The 18,750-nt window shown below is 43.2% G+C and carries 11 protein-coding genes; 6 read left to right on the top strand and 5 right to left on the bottom strand.

Going from position 1 to position 18,750, the window contains the following annotated elements; translation table 11 throughout:
• Positions 1-31 precede the first annotated feature (31 nt).
• From VC28_RS03495 to VC28_RS03480, 4 genes are all read left to right on the top strand, one after another.
• Positions 32-607: an RNA polymerase sigma factor gene (locus tag VC28_RS03495; protein ID WP_049629428.1), complete on the top strand. Its 576-nt coding sequence runs from the start codon at positions 32-34 to the stop codon at positions 605-607.
• Positions 604-2,172, top strand: coding sequence for a LamG-like jellyroll fold domain-containing protein (locus VC28_RS03490; protein ID WP_049629427.1), 1,569 nt, complete (start codon positions 604-606; stop codon positions 2,170-2,172). Before VC28_RS03495 ends, VC28_RS03490 begins: the two co-directional genes overlap by 4 nt.
• A gap of 16 nt (positions 2,173-2,188) precedes the next feature.
• Positions 2,189-4,507 (top strand): beta-galactosidase, encoded by a 2,319-nt coding sequence (locus tag VC28_RS03485; protein ID WP_156184275.1) that lies wholly within the window; start codon positions 2,189-2,191, stop codon positions 4,505-4,507.
• Positions 4,508-4,669: 162 nt separating this feature from the next.
• A complete protein-coding gene (locus VC28_RS03480) occupies positions 4,670-6,907 on the top strand; it encodes a tetratricopeptide repeat protein (protein ID WP_049629426.1) in 2,238 nt (745 codons plus the stop codon).
• 96 nt (positions 6,908-7,003) lie between these two features.
• Here the strand turns inward: VC28_RS03480 and VC28_RS03475 are convergent, their stop codons facing one another.
• From VC28_RS03475 to VC28_RS03455, 5 genes are all read right to left on the bottom strand, one after another.
• Entirely contained in the window at positions 7,004-8,797 is a 1,794-nt protein-coding gene (locus tag VC28_RS03475) for a carbohydrate-binding protein (protein ID WP_049629425.1), read from the bottom strand.
• Positions 8,798-8,875: 78 nt separating this feature from the next.
• The gene (locus tag VC28_RS03470; protein WP_049629424.1) at positions 8,876-10,309 is read right to left on the bottom strand and encodes a carbohydrate-binding protein; all 1,434 of its coding nucleotides are present in this window, start codon (positions 10,307-10,309) and stop codon (positions 8,876-8,878) included.
• Between the two features lie 258 nt (positions 10,310-10,567).
• On the bottom strand, positions 10,568-12,925 hold the full coding sequence (locus VC28_RS03465) for an alkaline phosphatase D family protein (protein WP_049629423.1): 2,358 nt from the start codon (positions 12,923-12,925) through the stop codon (positions 10,568-10,570).
• A 133-nt stretch (positions 12,926-13,058) separates the two neighbouring features.
• Entirely contained in the window at positions 13,059-15,455 is a 2,397-nt protein-coding gene (locus VC28_RS03460) for a beta-galactosidase (RefSeq protein ID WP_231591631.1), read from the bottom strand.
• Between the two features lie 311 nt (positions 15,456-15,766).
• Entirely contained in the window at positions 15,767-16,633 is an 867-nt protein-coding gene (locus tag VC28_RS03455; RefSeq protein WP_049629421.1) for an AraC family transcriptional regulator, read from the bottom strand.
• A 178-nt stretch (positions 16,634-16,811) separates the two neighbouring features.
• Between VC28_RS03455 and VC28_RS03450 the strand changes: the two genes are divergently transcribed.
• Together VC28_RS03450 and VC28_RS03445 are read left to right on the top strand one after the other, a co-directional pair.
• A complete protein-coding gene (locus VC28_RS03450) occupies positions 16,812-17,927 on the top strand; it encodes a Zn-dependent alcohol dehydrogenase (RefSeq protein ID WP_049629420.1) in 1,116 nt (371 codons plus the stop codon).
• A 5-nt stretch (positions 17,928-17,932) separates the two neighbouring features.
• Positions 17,933-18,742 (top strand): alpha/beta hydrolase, encoded by an 810-nt coding sequence (locus VC28_RS03445; RefSeq protein WP_049629419.1) that lies wholly within the window; start codon positions 17,933-17,935, stop codon positions 18,740-18,742.
• The last annotated feature ends 8 nt before the right edge of the window (positions 18,743-18,750 follow it).

Here is an 18,750-nt window from a genome sequence, read left to right as displayed (position 1 = left end):
AAAATTTCATGAGTCAGCCAAGAGTAGCTTTATGGAAAATAAAGTAGCCGACAAAGATGTATGCACCCATGTAAAGGCGGCTCAAGCGGGTGATCGGTCTGCTTTCAGTAAACTAGTGCAGCTAAATCAACGTTATTTGCGCGCTTTTATAGCCAGCCGCACTGAATACACTCAAGATGTAGATGACCTCGCACAAGAGGCATTTATATTGGCCTATGAGAATTTAAAAAAAATAAATGACCCTGCCGCTTTTCGTTCATGGATTTCTGGTATTGCTTTAAATCTTATCCGCAATCATCGCCGAAAGCATCTGCGTTCCACACCTCATGAACCCGACATTATTCAAGAGTTACTAGACACACAACAATTAAGCGGGAGCATAAGCACGGAGGATGCAATTGATTTTACCGGGCTTTCAGGATGTTTTTTGAAGCTTGAGCCTGATCAACAGGCGATATTACGCGATCATTACGTTGAGGGTTTTAGTGTGAAACAACTCTGTGAAAAATTTACCGTAAAACATTCAACAATGACCATGCGGCTATATCGCTGCCGTGAATGGCTGCGCGATTGCATTATTAAACAGCAGCAAGGAGAAAGCGAATGAGAAATCATGATGAACAATTAATAGCGGACTATATCGCAGGCGAAAAAGTTGAGTCGCAATTAGCAGAGGCCATTGCTAAAAATCCAGATCTATTAAATAAGCTGGCTAGTCAACGCGTCATGCACAGGCAATTGAGTCACTTATTAAATGAAAACTCAACAGATGACTTTGTGCAAAAACTAGAACAGAAACTTAATAGTCGTTATTGCGATAATAGCCAATCTGCCATACGCGACCAAACTGTAAAGATATTCAATATCAAGCGACACTGGTATGCACTAGCTGCAGCCATTAGCTTTCTTTCTTTTCTGTTTTTACTAAAGATTTTTTCCCCGGAAATTACCGAGGTAGGTGCGGTATATCGAGTTGTTTCCGCCATTTCTTCAGGCAAACCATTGACTGAAGGGCAGAAAATATCATCAGGCCCTTTTTCCTTAAGCCAAGGTTATGCCGAAATCACGCTGAAAAATGGTGTTCGTCTTTTATTAGAAGCACCAATGAGTGTAGATATACTATCGGATGAGCACTTATTGTTAAGGCGCGGAAAACTAGTCGCCAATGTACCGCCAGCCGCCACCGGTTTCAAAGTTGACACGCCCAGTTCGAGCATTATTGATTTAGGTACAGAGTTTGGCGTTAGTGTTGAAGATGATGGAAAAAGTCAGGTGCACGTACTTACCGGTGAAGTAAAAGTAAGAGCCAGTACCGATCAACCCTACCAATTATTAGTTAAAGATCAAGCTCGCGCGTTTGATTTACAACAACAAGTTATTAACATTCAAAATAACCCCAATCGTTTTATGCGCAGTCTCCCTGGCCGATCAATAGCACAACCCAATTACCTGCACTGGTCTTTTGATGATTTATCACAACAAGAATTTTCCTGTATCGGCACGGGAATAGACGGCAAATGCTACAACGCAAAAGTAAATTCACTAAACAAGAAACTTGCAGGCATATCAACCGTACCAGGTAAATTTGGAAATGCCGTTAATTTTGATGGTGAAAACAGCTGGCTGGCCACTGCATATAAAGGGATCGGCGGGCACAAACCTCGAACTGTGGCTTTTTGGTTGAAAGCACCTAAAGATTTTTCTTTATCACAAGGGTTTGGAATATTGAATTGGGGCTTGAGCGATGTGCAATCCGCATGGCAAATTTCATTGAATCCATTAGCTGTTAGTGGCCCCCTTGGTCGCATCCGTATAGGAACGAATCAAGGTGAAATAGTGGGAACTACCGACTTACGCGATGACAATTGGCATCACTTAGCAATTGTTTTATTTGGTGGCAAAGACGCAAATCTTAGTACACATGTCCTTATTTATGTAGATGGCAACTTAGAATACAGCGATCACAAATCTATAGCTAAAGTCTTTACCGACCTTAATCACCCAAATTCAAAACCATTAACTATGGGTCGTAATATTGCGTTTGATGATCAAAACACCAATCAAAATAATCGTTTTTTCCGCGGGCAATTAGATGAACTATACATCTTTGACTCGGCTCTTGATGAACCACAGATTAAAAACCTAATGAAAAAAAATACTGTTGTCCATTAGCACCAGGAACCTACCAATGAAAAACTCACAACATCTTAATCAAATTATATTGTGCATAATTAGTCTATTTTTAATAGCATCCTGCGCTGAACCAAAACACAAAAAAGGCAAGAATGATAAAATTAACCTGCTTGAAGTTAAAGAACGAATTCTGCTTGATTTTGAAAACGAGAGCGACATAAAAGCAATTGAGCTACAAAACGCCAGATCGAAACTCATTGTTAATGAGGGAAATCACGGGTTAGAAATCAATTTTGACTCACTCAACAATCATGATTCATCGGTTTACATCAACCCGTCAAACACATGGAATTTTAATGATTATGAATCAGCAGCTCTCGTGTTAGATATTGAAAATTCAACAAAAAGTTCAACCCACATCTACATATATACTTACGATAAAAGCGGAGCATTTCAACTAAGTAATGTCGCCGTACCAGCTGAATCAAATAACAGTTACTTAATTGAACTTAAAGTACCATCTTTTCTTCTTAATACCGGAATTCGCAACGACCCACCCAGTTGGCCCCATAACTATATTTCAACTATTTGGCGAGGCGGCACAAAAACACTCGACACTAGTGCAATCACATCTATTCGTCTGCTTATTTCAGGCGTATTGGAAAATAAACAATTAATCATTGATAACCTCCGCGTAGTTAAACCTAATAATTTTGACCCAGAATACCTCACTGGTTTAGTTGATGAGTATGGCCAAAATGCAAAACAAGACTTCGCTGGGAAGGTTTACAGCGCCGATCAATTACGTAGTTTTTCACAACAAGAGCAAGAAAATTTAACTGACCAACAATTCCCATCCCGTTCAACATTTAATGGCTGGATAAATGGCCCCAAGTTAAAAAGTACCGGTTACTTTCGGGCGGAGAAATATCAGGGTAAATGGTCTCTCGTTGATCCAGAAGGCTATCTATTTTTCTCGAATGGTATTGCCAATATTCGCATGGCGAACACCTCAACCATTACCGGTTATGATTTTGATGCTGCCCTAATCAAACAACGAGATGCTGGCGATTACACCCCCGAAGATTCGATAGGTTTAAACACTGCCCCGAAACAAGCTTGGCCATCGCGTCATATAAGCTCCCAATTGAGGGCTGATATGTTTACTTGGCTGCCCAGCTACAGTGAAGCTGCAGGCGCCAATTATGGATATCGCCGCAGCGTACATTCTGGCAGCTTAAAAAAAGGCGAAACCTTTAGTTTCTATAGAGCTAATTTAGCCCGTAAATACGCCACGCAAAATGAAGAAGCACTAATGCAAGACTGGCGCGACACCACCATCAAACGTATGCATAATTGGGGCTTTACATCCTTTGGTAATTGGGTGGACGCTAGCTTCTATCAAATGAATAGACTTCCTTATTTTGCTAATGGTTGGATTATTGGTGACTTCAAAACAGTTAATTCAGGCAACGACTATTGGGGTGCCATGCCCGATCCATTTGACCCAGTATTTACACAGCGCACCAACAAGGCCATTAAAAAAATAGCCGATGAAGTAAAAAACAACCCATGGTGTGTAGGCGTATTTATTGATAATGAAAAAAGCTGGGGGAGTATGGGTAGCCCTTCGCTCCAGTATGGAATTGTTATCAATGGATTAAAAAGGAATGCTGATGACAGTCCCTTAAAACAGGAATTTATCAATCACCTGAAAAATAAGTATCAGAATATAGAAAACTTAAATACCGCATGGGATTTAAAACATACTTCTTGGGCACAGCTGTCTCAGCCGGTAGAGCTGACATCTTATAATGCACAAATGCTGGGCGACTTCTCTGAATTGCTTTATCTTTATGCTGATGCCTACTTCAGTCGCGTAGATAAAGCACTAACAAAATATATGCCGAATCATCTGTATATGGGCCCACGCTTTGCGCATTGGGCTATGACACCTGAAGTACTAAAAGCCGCCGCAAAATATGTAGATGTGATGAGCTACAACTACTATAGGGAAGGTATTGATCAACCTTATTGGGATTTTTTAGCTGAGTTAGACAAACCCAGCATTATTGGTGAATTCCATAATGGCGCCATTGACTCTGGCCTCTTAAACCCTGGGTTAATACATGCAGAATCTCAATTTGATCGCGGTGAAAAATATAAAAGCTATCTCAATAGTGTGATTGAAAACCCCTATTTTGTGGGGGCACACTGGTTTCAGTATATTGACTCGCCATTAACTGGGCGGGCTTATGACGGTGAGAATTATAATGTGGGTTTTGTAAGTGTTGCCGACATCCCCTACACACCCTTAGTAAAGGCGGCGCAAGAAGTCAATAAAAGCCTGTACATTAAGCGTTTTGGAAAATAATAAAAATTACAAGGCTCAGCGGAAGCGCAATAATAAATTCCCTAAACTAGGAATTTTTGCTGAGAGCGATATTTGCATAGGTCATAATGCCGGTCAATCTTCCGCCATTCGTGACATTGTTGCCGCCAAGATGATCCAAAATTTACAAACCCTGTGATTTTTATGATTCGTTTTATTACAACCACCCTGAAAATTTTTTCGTTAACAGCCTGTGCACTGAATGTCAGTGCAGCAAGCCCTGCCCGCCCTGCCGAAAATTTTATCGGCGCAGAGGCCTGCAAAGGTTGCCACCTTAAAGAATACCAACAGTGGCAAAATTCCGATCACGATTGGGCTATGCGCGAAGCATCTGAACAATCGGTGCTAGGAAATTTTAATAATCAAATGTTTGAGCACTTTGGCAGCAAGTCGCGTTTTTATCGCAAAGACAACGAATTCTGGGTAGAGACTGAGAATGCTGAGGGAGTTCAGCAAAATTTTAAGATTAACTACACCTTTGGTTTTTTTCCGTTACAGCAATATTTGATCGGTTTTCCCGATGGTCGCTATCAAGCACTGAATATCGCCTGGGACTCGCGCCCTAAGGCGGATGGCGGACAACGCTGGTATCACCTTTACCCTAACGAAGCTATTCCGCACAATGATGTATTGCATTGGACCGGCGCTTATTTTAATTGGAACAGTCGCTGTGCTGCCTGCCACTCCACCAACCTTGAGCGCAATTACAATTCAACCAATAATACTTACAGTACTCTCTGGTCGGAGATTAATGTAAGTTGCGAAGCTTGCCATGGGCCAGGTAAAAAACATTTACAACTAGTAAAAGAAGGGGCGACAAAAAAATATCCACACAGTGGTTTTGATGTATCCCTTAGCCCTGTTGGCGCTTGGCTAAAAACCAAAGAACATCCAACCTTGGTTCACAGTGGCGAGCGAGATGATACTCAAATAAATGTGTGTGGCTCTTGCCATGGGCGACGCGCACAAATTAGCGAAGCGCTACCTCATGGCGCGCCAGCTGCTGAATTTCATAATACATTTGATTTATCGCTTTTGGATGAACCACTCCATTACCCCGACGGTCAAATTCGCGATGAAGTATTTGAGATGGGCTCATTTGTGCAGAGCAAAATGTTCCATAAGGGGGTGACCTGCAGCAATTGCCATGAGCCTCATTCACTCAAATTGCGTGCCCCGGGAAATCAGGTTTGCTCCCAGTGTCACGCGCCCGACCATTTTGATACCCCAAAACATCACCATCACACAACCAAGAGTGAAGGTGCGCAATGTGTTAACTGCCATATGCCCAGCACACATTACATGGTGGTCGATGCGCGCCGCGACCACAGCATTCGTATTCCACGCCCCGATTTGAGTGATGTATTAGGTACGCCTAATGCCTGCGTTAATTGCCATCAAAACAAAACAAATCTCTGGGCCGCAACAGCACTACAAGGGTGGCTAGCACAGCAAGATAAAACCTTACCCTCACACTACGGCCAAACCATTCACGCTGCGCAACAGAGACAAGCCAGCGCCGAACCAGCACTCATAAAACTGATTAAATCGCCCACTAGTGCTGCAACACCCGCACTGGTGCAAGCCACTGCACTGAGTTTACTGCCACCCACAGCAGCAAGTTTAGCCAGTGCCCAGCAGCAATTAACAGCTAAAGAACCATTGATGCGCAAAGCGGCGGTAAGTTTTTTTGCAGCGCTGCCCGCCGCTCAACGTGTAGATTATTTATTGCCACTGGCCAAGGATAAAGCCAAAGTCGTGCGATTAGAGGTGGCACGCCTGTTAGCAGAAATAAATAGTCAAAACTTAAACAAAGATACGCAAGCGCAACTGGACACTCTATTTTCGGAATATATTCAAGCCCAAGAGGTGAATGCAGATACACCAGAAGCACAGATGAACTTGGGTATTTTTTACACCCGGCAACAAAACCTCACCGCAGCGAAAACCGCCTATGAGCTTGCGATTAAATTATCGCCCCAGTTTGCCAATGCCTATTTAAACCTGGCCGATCTTTACCGCATGCAAGGGCTAGAAGCGGCAGCCCAAAAAAGCTTGCAAACAGGCATCGCCATAAATCCCACTAACGCTGCCTTGCACTATGCCCTTGGATTAAGTTTAATTCGTCAAAAAAATTACATTGCGGCTGAAAAAGCGTTGCACCGCGCTACTGAATTAGACAGCACCAATCTTACTTACTTACAAGCTCATGCCCTAACGCTGGAGCAACTAGGACGCAGACCCGATGCCATCAATTTATTGATCAATGCACCTGAACAACGACGTGATAATTTGAGTTTACTCGTTACTTATTTGAAAAAAGAAAATCGGTTAGAAGAAGCGCAGCTGTATACCAAAAAATTGCACTTAATACAGGAATAAAAAATAATCTGGCAAGCCACCTCCAATAAAAAAACCTAATGTCTCTAGGAAAAATACTTAGAGACAATAGGCTTTCTTAAACTAGAAAATAATTAATTAAGGAACCAATTCAAACTTATCCGCATTCCACTCCCAAGTGGATGAGGTGGCGCCAGCACTAGTGACGCGAATGGTATGCGCACCTTTGGTTAAGGCAATTTTGCTGGCAGAGCTGACTTTTTGGAAACTATCCCAACTGCCATTATTGGGCACGGCTTGAGTTAATACTTTTACTCCATCAACACTGACTTCCAGCGCAGCACCCGACATGGGTGAACTGACATAAGCGTTGAAGGTGTAGCTGCCGTCGGCCGCTACATTAATGGCGTAATCCGCCCAGTCGCCACGCTGATTGTAATTAATCGCACTTACTCCATTTACGCTATAGGTCTTAAAGCCATCGTAAACACCGCCCGTTGCTGAAAAACTTTCCGCTTGTATGATCATGGCCACCGGTGCTGGCGTAGTCGGCGAACCGACAGGTGCGCTGCCTACTTTGGTCACGCGAATTTCATCACCATTCCATTGCCATGCACTAGTACCGGTACTTTCAATGCGAACCGTATGGGTGCCTGCACCAATCGACAAATTATTTGCCAGCGTGGAGGCACTATATAACTCCCAACCACCGGTTGCAGCCAAGCTAGTGGTGCTGACATAAATACCATCAACGCTGAGCTTTGCACCTATACCGCTAGTCATTGGCGATGCAGTGGTAACTTCAATTTTGTATTGCCCATCACTCGGCAAAGTAACCAAATAGTCAGCCCAATCACCGGCAGTATTGTAATTAATATTGCCGCTACCGGACTTGTTAAAACCAACATAGGTATCACCCGCTACACTTGCTGTTGATTTACCTGTATCAAAATAATTTGCAAAATCAATAACCGTAGTAGCACTACTGCTACTTGAGTTGCTCAGGCTACTACTTGAAGAACTTACACTATTACTGGAGCTAGTCGCGCTGCTGGTAACCGGCTTGTATACGCGAATCCAATCCACAAACATTATGCTCTTACTAGTATCAGCCAACTCTGCTGCTGTTGGTCGTACATCGCGCCAATCTTGATGCTCCACATCAATAATAATGTGCAACGGTTTATTGATGCCTGTGCCATTGGTAAAGTTATATGGATCAATCATCGCAGGACCGGAAACTGTACGAACTTTTACGCCATCAATGTAGTAGTCCAAATTCCAAGGGTCTTTCCAGTGCACTCCGTAAACATGCATAGCGCCACGCCAAGTGCCACCCGCCGGATTTACAACCCATGATCCCTCATCTTTTGGCTGATAGTCTTGAAACGGACTGCGAATAAATACATGGTGGCTCACATGCATACGCTGATCAAACCACTCTTGCCCTGCACGATCGCTACCATAGGATTCCATGGCATCAATTTCTTGAGTGGAATCCGCACTTAACATCCACACCGCATTAGCCAGAGTGTTGCCGGTATGTTTTACCCGCGCCTCTAAATACAACGGATAAGTAAACGTTTCCTTGGACGAAATAATGCCGGTGTAGATTTTGTTGGTGCCCGCCTTTGCACTTGATTGCAAGGCTAAAGAACCTCCCGAAGTATAGGAATGACCAGCGTTAAATTCACTATCGCCCGGGCCAGTCCAACTATTGATAAAAGAAGGAACCCAGCGCGAGTTAAACTCAGCCGGTTTAACGGTGGGGCTAGCAGTATAATTAAACTCGTCAGATATTGGCTGCAACTGCCACGTTTTACCTGTTCCAGCTGCTGCAGGAATAGGAACAGAATCCCAATCGGCACCGAATGATGCCAAAGGAGCCGACAGCAACAAAGCTGCAGCAATACATGAAGTGATTTTTTTCATTACAAAAACTCCAAACGTTATTTTTATATTAACGAAACTGTAAAAAATACAATCATTATTTAACAAGCTAGCTAAAGGTTAGAGTGAGCCAACTCGAGTAATTCGAATTTGATCGCCATTCCATTGCCAGCTGCTGCTACCAGTGCTTTCAATGCGCACAGTGTGGGTGCCAGCACCAATGGAGATACTATTAGCCAGCGCAAATGCGCTATACACCTCCCACCCACCGGTAGAACCCACACTGATGGTTCCCACATAAATTCCATCAATAATGAGTTTTGCACCAAGACCGCTGGTCATAGGCGATGCGGTAATAATTTCAAATTTATATTTACCGTCGCTAGGCAGCGTCACCAAATAATCACCCCAATCACCGACCGTGTTGTAATTAATATTGCCGCCACCGGACTTATTAAAACCAATATAGTTATCGCCAGAAACACTCGCCGTAGTTTTACCTGTATCAAAATAATTAGCAAAATCGATCAGCTGAACTGTGTTGCTCGAAGCACTGCTAGCAGCGCTACTATTACTAGACGATGAACTGGTTGTTGCGGTTACAGGCTTATAAACACGAATCCAATCCACTTTAAAGGTGTGATTACTTGCATTAGTAATTTCAGCATCCGTAGGTTGGCGCCCTTGCGCTGCATTCCAATTTTGATCTTCCATATTGATAATGATATCCATCTCTTTAGTAATGCCTTTACCACCCGTGATATTCCACGGATCTATACCATCAATGCCGTTGACGGTATTCAGTTTGTCCATCACTTTAACTAACTGGCCATTTACATAATATTCAAGGCGGGTTGGACTAACCCAATTCACACCTATACGAACCCAATTATCAGCCCAATAAGTTACCCCTGCCCCTGCGTACCAAGTGCTGGCATCGCGCGGTTGGTAATCGGTAAATGGATTGCGAATAAATAAGTGATGGCTTAAATGCAAGCGTTGCGCGAACCAATCATTGCGCGCCGCTTTGCCACCATAAGCCTCAAGAATATCAATTTCTTCTGTGTCGTCAGGGCTGAGCAGCCAGACATCAGAGGCCATTACCGCATTGGCAATTTTTACCCGCGCTTCAACAAATACCGGATATTTCACTCTAGTCGTTGAGGTGATGCAGCCAGCACGCGTAGCAGGAGAAGTGAATTGCTCATTAACCCCATCGAGATTTAAATCCACGTCGTAGGTTTTGGTTTCACCCGCAACACGTGTTGCTTTGATTTGTAATTGTCCGCCGGATACTGAGGTATTTTCGCGCATCCAACGAGTTGGCCCAGGCCCTTCCCAACTATTGTGATAAAAGTTAGTCCATTTACCGCCGAAGGTGGCTGCAGATGGGGTTGCAGAGAAGTTGTAATTGAATTCATCGGATTGAGGTTGTAGCTGCCAAACTTTTCCAGCACCTGCACTAGCGGGCACAGGATATGCATCCCAATCTGCAGCCAACGAAGCTACTGAAGTCAACATTAATGCTATACAGCATGAAATATGCTTTTTCATAACAGAACTCCACGAAATTATTTTTATACGGGACGGAAAACGCTTTTGATATGACGTTAATTGAACTAGGTTAATTTTTATTTTTATAAGTCAGACGACATCTATGTCTAATCAATACAGCCCCAATATATGTTAATTGTTAACATTATTCAAGCACAGGAAAATAACCTTTTCGTCTAAACAAAAAAAGCTGCGGTATAAAGCCGCAGCTTTGAGAAGGGAAAAACATGTGGAAGATCAGCTATAGCAATTAAACAATTAGCTCAAACTATTCACCCCGATATTTTCGTCTTGATGAATAGTCACCGGCCAACCCAAAAATTGATTTTCCGGTCTGTTGCTTGCAACGTCCACTAAGAATTTAAACGCTTGAGTGGTATAGGTTTTTGCGACAGTATCAAACACAATAAAACCAAAACCACTGCCCTTTTCATGCGCTTGAATGTAACGATTAGGCGATTTACCCACTTCTGGATTACCAACCGCATATACATAAATTTTATTACCGAAACTATCCAAATATTCACCGGTTTGCGCGTGACCATGGACAGGACGATGAGCAAAAGGGATTTTGATATCGTCAGGGCGCCACCATCTTGGCCAGCCCGCAGCAATAGCCGGTGTGCAAAATGCCCAGTTACTATCGCGCTGAGTATTTACGCCGTATTGACACAACGAACCCAGATGTGTATCGCCACAAATGTGTAACGCTTTTGAGGTGCGCATGATTTCAATTGCGCGATTGCGTGCACTGGCAGGCCAACCACTGGAGTCAAAATCATATTTTAAATATTTGGTGGGCAACGGCTGATGCGTTGAGATGCCAGCAAAAACGGTTTGACTCAACACAGCTTTTAATGAATGTCCACGCCAATCATTCGCCCATTGCGCTAAGAACTCTTCTTGTTTGGTTCCTAACAGGTGTAAATCGGCGCGATCAAATTGGGGGTTGATATAGGTTGGAGCTTCACCCTCGCCGGTCACACCCACTTGAATATTTAACCGTTCCGGGCCGCTCTTCCACTGACGATCAGCAAGAATCGCAAAGCCTACATTGCCGTATACTAAATCGGTGTAATAAACACTTATGCCACGCGGCGTAGGGGTTGCATCATAGGGTTCCGGGTGATGCGCCGTATTGGTTTTGTGTACCACATTAACAACACGGACTGGCGTTACATAACCACCCCAAGCATCTACATTGCCAGCAATAGGTGCATCTGTTGGCGCAGCAGCACCGCCCTCACCCCACAAATTACCTTGCAATATATCGTGATCATCAGGCAAACAAATAGTTGGCGCATTGCGCATCACATCTCTAAACGCCCAACCAAACTGATAAAATTTACGCAGATAATTTAAAATGGCAGGCTCCGCTGGCGTGCGAATAAAGCCAAAACCGCCATGATTTTCATAGAGTTGGTCACCGGAAAAAAATACTAAATCCGGATTCAACTTGGCAACATTATTTGCTACCGGCGCATAAGGAAATGCATAATCATTTTGGCAAGTCAGCGCTGCCATACGCAAATCCCTTCCCTCAGAATTGGCTTTAATAATGCCAGAAAAATAATCTGGCACATGACTGCCATCACGACGCTGCTCGCGATAAACCACACGATAATTTACATCATCCTTTTCATTCCAATGGGCAATACGAAATGTTGCCAACCAGGCATCTGAATCAAGCGTAGCGTTTGCCAAAGATTTCCAATGACCGGACTTTTCAATTTGTAACTCAACCTCGTTGCTATCATTCACACCCATAGGTCCAGTTAATACACTTAACTTTAATACAAAGCCTTCATCTGTACGGGTATCGTTAAGTGTATACATAGTCCATAAAATAGGACCAAACTTCTGTTCTGGAACATAGTTAAATGCATCACCTTGCAATGTCCACTTTGAAAAACGATAGCTAGTGCCTTTCGGGTTCGCGGCAATTTCCGAAGAAATTGCAAAGTTGCTGACCACAGCGACATTACCCATGATGTTATCGGTTGCTACCAAATCATCTATTTGGCCAATTAATTTTCCACTGCCGACTAACCTTGCTTCAAACTTTAAAGCGTAGACACCAATACGCGGCTCGCCAAAGAGTTTCAATTCAACTTCTGCATCGCCCAAAGCTTGCAGTAATTCGACGCGCTTATCGCCCAATGCAAGTTGATTATGAATAATTCCAGCGTCAAAGCCTTTCTGCACAAAACAGTTACTGCGATATTCTTTAATATCACTATTCACACCAATGCGAATACCAGCCCCGCCATCTTGCTCACCGTGACTAACTCGCTTAAGGCGAACTGAAAGAGAAAAAATTCCCGAAGCGTTTGTCAGCTGATGAGTCAGAGAGTGAATACTGCGATTACCACCAGTACTCAAACACTCCGCACCGCCATTAACAATACGCCAATCTTCCATGGGGTTAGCCCAATAATCACCGCCAATCCATACGCGATCATGGCTATTACTCCAGGCATCAGCTACCGATGAATCACGCAGCTGTTGTGTTACTGGCTTATCATTGCCCGTGTTTACAGAACAGCCAATAGCACTAGTTGCCAGACCTGCAACTGCCAGCTTTAATGCATCGCGACGTGAAAAGAAATCAGTCATACAAATCCACTATTATTTATCAATTAGAGAAATCGCAAATCCGCATTGGATTTAGTAATCAGGTGTTTCTTCATTAAAAAAAGAGCCAGCCATTACTGGCTAGCTCCTTCGTTTTGAAACAATCATAAAGCTATTATTTTTTCGCGCGGCGAGTATACATTTCACCATGCAACTCTTTGGCGGCTTTCACCATAGGTGCATAGGGTGTGTCAGTAACCGACACAAAACCTACATTGTAGTTTTCACCATCATAGGAGCGGCCAGTTACTGGGGAATCCATATATTGGAACCAATGTGCGCCAATAAAATAGGGATTATCGACAACCGTTTCCATGTACTCTTTATACATTTTTGCACGATCTTCCTGATTGGCCGCATGTACCAAACCGGGGTGAAACAGACCTGATTCCGTTGTGCCTATGTGGAATTCACCGATAATACTGGGTTTATCCAGCTCCGCTAAAAACGTCCATTTATTTTTAGTTAAACCTTCTTTATAGAAGTTATAGCTAACAACATCGGCGTATTTTGCCGCTGCTTTAACTACATCTTTTGGCATTCCCCAATCTGCAAAACGCACACCCAGGTACAGGTGATTAGGCATATATTGTGTTAAGGCGCCCTCAACAATTTTGAAATACTCTTCAGCATACTGGGTAAATAACAGACTGAAATCCTGCATTTGAACATCGTTGTTAATGCCAGTTTTTACACCTTTTTGGAATGCATCCCAAGATTCAACTGAGGTTCCCCATGCGGTATTTAATGCTGCTATATCCACATACTTTTCTTTCATCAACTGGGTAAATTTATTTTTCGTTGGCGAGTCTGCTCCATCGCGGGTCAGTGTATTTAACACTATGCCATATTCAGACTCTTTGCTTTCTGAGCGTCCCCAACTTTTTTCGTTATCAATAAATACACCGACACACCAAGGGCTATTTTTAGTTTCTTCAGCAATAGCCTTGGCCGTGGCAAGTGCACGCTCTTTAAATACTGGATCAAATGGATCGGGCAAACCGCCCCAAAAATCATTGCCACTGGAAACTTTTTTGAAGTTACCGATAATCCAACCATTGGCAAAATAAGGAATGCGTTGATTATTGTAAAATTTTGGATCAGTCCAGTTTCCTAGCGAGGTAAACCCCCAATTCAACATGCGATCCACAGTAACTTTTTCCCATTGACGCAAATAAGAATTAGGTTCTGTTTCACCGTATTTACGCTCAAGATTGGCACTATAGAAACTAAAGGCTTCGCCTTTTAGCAGTGGACCTGAGTGGGCATCGCGATTGTAATCATAGTGATTACCCAAAGGGTCAGTGTGCTTGGGCAACCACTCAAACATGTCGGCGCGAGTTTTAGAAACCAAATGGCGGGTTTTTTGCGCCTCTTCTGAAATAAGGATTTTTCCTTTCGAGTCTTCGGGAGTCAAATCATCGGCACTGCGCTGCTCAATAGTTGAAGCATCGTAATCATAGCCAGTCATAGTGTATGCATTGGCCAAACGTATGATATCCAATCCTGTCGCAAAATAAAGATACCCTTCTGGATCAACCAACCACCATTTTCCATCAACTTTTTTAGGATAAAAATAGCCTGTTGCAGGTTGTTTCGGGCCATTTTTCCAACCGCCAAATGTAGATCTATCGGCTAATGGCGCACCATTATTTAGTTCTTTCAACTCGCTCTGAGTTGCTGCTTGCAACTCTGCCTCAGAATGAATCTTACCGGCAAAATCCACTTTGGCCGGCTGACCAAATTTATCGACCAGATTGACCAAGAAATCTTTATTCATTGCTGGGCTTTTTATAATCCGAATATTATCAAGGGTGATTTCTTTATCGTGCAAAGCATATTGAACACTTAAAGATATGCGCTGAATAGCGGACAAATCCAAATTCATAACACCCCACATCCAGATGAACTGCACATCATCTCCAGACCAAGTTGGCGGGTTGCCACGCAATCCTGAGGCTGCATTCAACTCCACTTTGGAATCCGGATTTGCACTGACCATATCGTGGCCACTTAACTTGGAGTAATAAACACGAGACTTACCTACCGGCACACTGACACTGCGAGTAAAGTTGTTGCCTTTTGCGTCAGACACATCCAGAAATAGCTGTACGGAATGCTCACCGTCATTGGCAATATCAAAGGCAAGACTAGCATCGCCAATATCACTCCAATTCCACGTATTTGATTTTGGCTGGATAGCCAAGGACGCGTATTCATGTTCGAGAGAGTGAAACTTTACTTTTAATGCTTGTGAGGCAGAGCTATTGTTCGGTGATGTTGTTACCAAGCTACCTTCAGCGTTAAAAAAACTGATTTCCGCTGGTAACTGCTCGCCCTCAAAATCAAACAACACTTTATCTGCCGGCGTTGATTTAACCTGGGATACAGCAGTGCCCTTGTCTGCCGCCTCTTCCTGACAGGCGATTAAGAACAGCGCAGCCACACTAAGCACACTGGTTTTCAGAAAGAATGTAATGGATCGATCAAGCTTATAACTCGAGCTCATCATGAATCACCTGTTTTTAGTTTATATATTGAAGTGTTATTGATAATCGCGATTTCTTAAAAAAACCTTATGAAACAACCAATTCCCTTAGTGTCGCAGCTTTTTTGTCAACATTAAACAATATACACCATGCTGGCATTTTATCAACCTCGCTAAGCGCTCCCCTTAACAAATCCAGATATAGGAATATGTTGCATGTCAAATAAATGACATTCCTGGTTTTATTCGTGCCATTTATAGCCAATCCAATTTGCTACATTAATTCGACTTAGTGTGTCGATTTATTGCAGCGCATCAATAATGACGTACCAGACCTAGAGTTCTGCAACCCGCTGCAGCATGGTGGTTTTGAATTTTTTTGGCGTCACACCAAATAGCTTTTTAAATTGCGAAATAAAGTGCGAGGGGCTTGAAAAGTTGAGCTCATAACTGATCTCAGTAATTGAAAACTGGCTTTGGCTTAACATTCGCGCAGCGCTGTAAAGCCGATGTTTAACATTGTAATCAGAGTAATTACAGCGAAATACGGATTTAAATAAGCGTGAAAAATATGCGGGCGAGACACAACACAACTCCGCCGCCTGCTCCAAGGAAAGCTCAACACTTTTATTGTGGCGAAATAAATTAATTACCGGTTCCAGTTTTGCATAGCCAGAGGATTTTAATAGCGTGTCATAGTGAGGTGGTTTTAATGGAGTTGCGCGCGCTGCCACCCAGGTCAATAACGTGCGCAATAATGCCTGGCTGCGATTGCTAGAGGGCGATTCACTATAAGAGTCCAGCAGCCATTTTGACAGAGTTTGAATAGCACTTGCATCCTCAGGTTTCAGGCGTAAGTGCATTCCATATTTAAAGAAATCCTCTGCCTGCTCTAGCCCAGGGGCCAGTAAAATGGCAGGTAAAAACTGGATGATATACCAGGATTTGTTACGCGATGACAGCTCAAAATCATGGGTTTCTAATGCGGGAGTGAAGACAAGATCCTGATCGCACAAAGCTGATTTGCCTTGACTGTAAAAAAAAGTTCCCTCTATAGAATCAAAGACGATAAGTTCGTGAACTTCATGAAAATGCATAAAACAGGAATACGGAGAGTCCTCCGAATACACCACATGATGAATTTCAAAATCATAACCATGCTGTATGCAAAATGGCTCACAATATACGTTGTTTTTGCCCATTCTCATTTTCCAGTAGTCAATATTCTTGGATCAAAGTTGATTATATTTTTAATTCGATAGCAATTTTTTTTAGCTGTGGCCGATCATCAACAATGAAAATCAAACTAATTCTAGCCTATATATTTCGTTTTTAACCCATTGAGCACCTAATTCACGAACACTACTGGAGCTAACTCTCATGATTCATTCAAAAGCCATATTGTCTGATGGCAAAGGAAATTTCCATTTAACCACAATTGCCATTGGCACTCCGGCACAGGATGAGGTGCTGATTAAATTAAAAGCATCAGGCATTTGCCACACCGACTGGGACTCCATCAATACCTGGAACAAACCCTTTATTGTTGGCCATGAAGGTGCTGGCATTGTTATGGCCGTTGGTTCAGCAGTAACTAAAGTAAAAGTTGGCGATAAAGTTATCTTAAACTGGGCCATTCCCTGCGGTCACTGCTTTCAATGTCGCGAAGGCAATACTCATATCTGCGAGATAAACTCACCGGTTTGCGGGCAAGGTCTTTGCGGGCACGCGCACCCAGACGCTGCAAACCATCAGGGCGCGCCAATTGAACGTTCATTTCACCTAGGTACTATGTCTGAACACAGCATTGTTAAAGAATCGGCGGTGGTCAAAATTCACTGCGATATCCCCTACGCTACTGCATCAATTATTGGTTGCGGTGTTATGACGGGCTGGGGCTCTGTCGTCAATGCCGCCAACGTCAAGCTGGGCTCATCCGTCAGTGTAATTGGTTGTGGTGGTGTCGGCTTAAATGTTATTCAAGCGGCAAAATTGTCAGGCGCCAATAAAATTATCGCCATTGATATCAATAGCGAGCGCTTGGACCAAGCTAAAAAATTTGGGGCGACCCACGGTGTCATAGCGACACGAGATGATAAGGATTTTAACGAAGTAGCCGCGCAAGTACGTGCGATTAACGGCGGCCGCGGAACAGATTATGCCTTTGAATGCACCGCGGTTCCTGCACTTGGCTCAGCACCACTCAAACTCATTCGCAGTGCCGGAACGGCAGTGCAAGTCAGTGGCATTGAGCAACGTATTGATTTTGATTGCGAATTATTTGAGTGGGACAAAATTTATATTAATCCACTTTACGGCATGTGCAATCCCGACCGGGACTTTCCTCGCATTTTGGATTTGTATAGCGCGGGCCAATTAAAATTGGATGAATTGGTCACTAAAACCTATCGCATAGAAGATGTAGCGCAGGGTTTTGATGATTTAATTAATGGCCGTATCGCCAAAGGTGTTGTTGTCTTTGATGACGAGGAATAATTCAAATGGCTGTTATTAGAATTGAACAATCCAACCCGGAATATCTTGCCGAACACTTTCAATTACTCACCGTTCAGAGCTCACACCTAAACCGACGCTGCGATATCAGCGTCTTTAACGCTCATCCCGACAGCAAAGATTTACCAATTGTAATTTTGTTGCACGGTGTTTACGGCAATCACTGGGTATGGTCGGGCTTGGGCGGCGTACACAAGGCCTATATCGATGAATACGCCAAAGGTGGCCTCAGCCAAATGATATTGGTTATGCCTTCCGACGGCGGCTTTTATGGCGGCTCAGCTTATTTGCCGCTGGCAAACGGTGAGAATTATGAAAAATGGATAGTGGAAGACGTGATTGCTGCGGTTATAAAGTGCAATCCGTCCGCCTCAATCGCCTCCAACGTTTATATTGCTGGCCTATCTATGGGCGGTTATGGCGCACTGCGTCTGGGGGCTAAATACTCCAACATTTTTAAAGGCATATCAGCGCACTCTTCAATAACAGACATTCGAGAAATGGCACAATTTGTCGCTGAAGATCTATCGCTTTATAACACTCATTTAACTTATGAAAGCGATATAGTGCATTGGTTACAGGTTAATAAAAACCACCTTCCACCAATTCGATTCGATTGCGGAACTGAAGACACGCTTTATTCAGGCAATCAGAGGTTCAACCAGAGGTTAAAACAACTTGGCATTACTGCTGAACTGGAATCATTATCCGGTGAACACAGTTGGGATTATTGGAATCGTAATATTCGTAAAACATTCGATTTTTTTAGTCAAATTCAAGAATTAAATTATCAGTAATTATATTA

It is taken from the genome of Cellvibrio sp. pealriver (assembly GCF_001183545.1).
Classification (GTDB): Bacteria; Pseudomonadota; Gammaproteobacteria; order Pseudomonadales; family Cellvibrionaceae; genus Cellvibrio.
The sequence above is the reverse complement of the archived record's forward strand: the minus strand, read 5'-3'. Positions and strand labels throughout refer to the sequence as shown.

Coding starts and splice junctions, on each gene's coding strand:
- VC28_RS03495 (WP_049629428.1), top strand. CDS start 32: ATGGAAAATAAAGTAGCCGACAAAGATGTATGCACCCATGTAAAGGCG.
- VC28_RS03490 (WP_049629427.1), top strand. CDS start 604: ATGAGAAATCATGATGAACAATTAATAGCGGACTATATCGCAGGCGAA.
- VC28_RS03485 (WP_156184275.1), top strand. CDS start 2,189: ATGAAAAACTCACAACATCTTAATCAAATTATATTGTGCATAATTAGT.
- VC28_RS03480 (WP_049629426.1), top strand. CDS start 4,670: ATGATTCGTTTTATTACAACCACCCTGAAAATTTTTTCGTTAACAGCC.
- VC28_RS03475 (WP_049629425.1), bottom strand. CDS start 8,797: ATGAAAAAAATCACTTCATGTATTGCTGCAGCTTTGTTGCTGTCGGCT.
- VC28_RS03470 (WP_049629424.1), bottom strand. CDS start 10,309: ATGAAAAAGCATATTTCATGCTGTATAGCATTAATGTTGACTTCAGTA.
- VC28_RS03465 (WP_049629423.1), bottom strand. CDS start 12,925: ATGACTGATTTCTTTTCACGTCGCGATGCATTAAAGCTGGCAGTTGCA.
- VC28_RS03460 (WP_231591631.1), bottom strand. CDS start 15,455: ATGATGAGCTCGAGTTATAAGCTTGATCGATCCATTACATTCTTTCTG.
- VC28_RS03455 (WP_049629421.1), bottom strand. CDS start 16,633: ATGGGCAAAAACAACGTATATTGTGAGCCATTTTGCATACAGCATGGT.
- VC28_RS03450 (WP_049629420.1), top strand. CDS start 16,812: ATGATTCATTCAAAAGCCATATTGTCTGATGGCAAAGGAAATTTCCAT.
- VC28_RS03445 (WP_049629419.1), top strand. CDS start 17,933: ATGGCTGTTATTAGAATTGAACAATCCAACCCGGAATATCTTGCCGAA.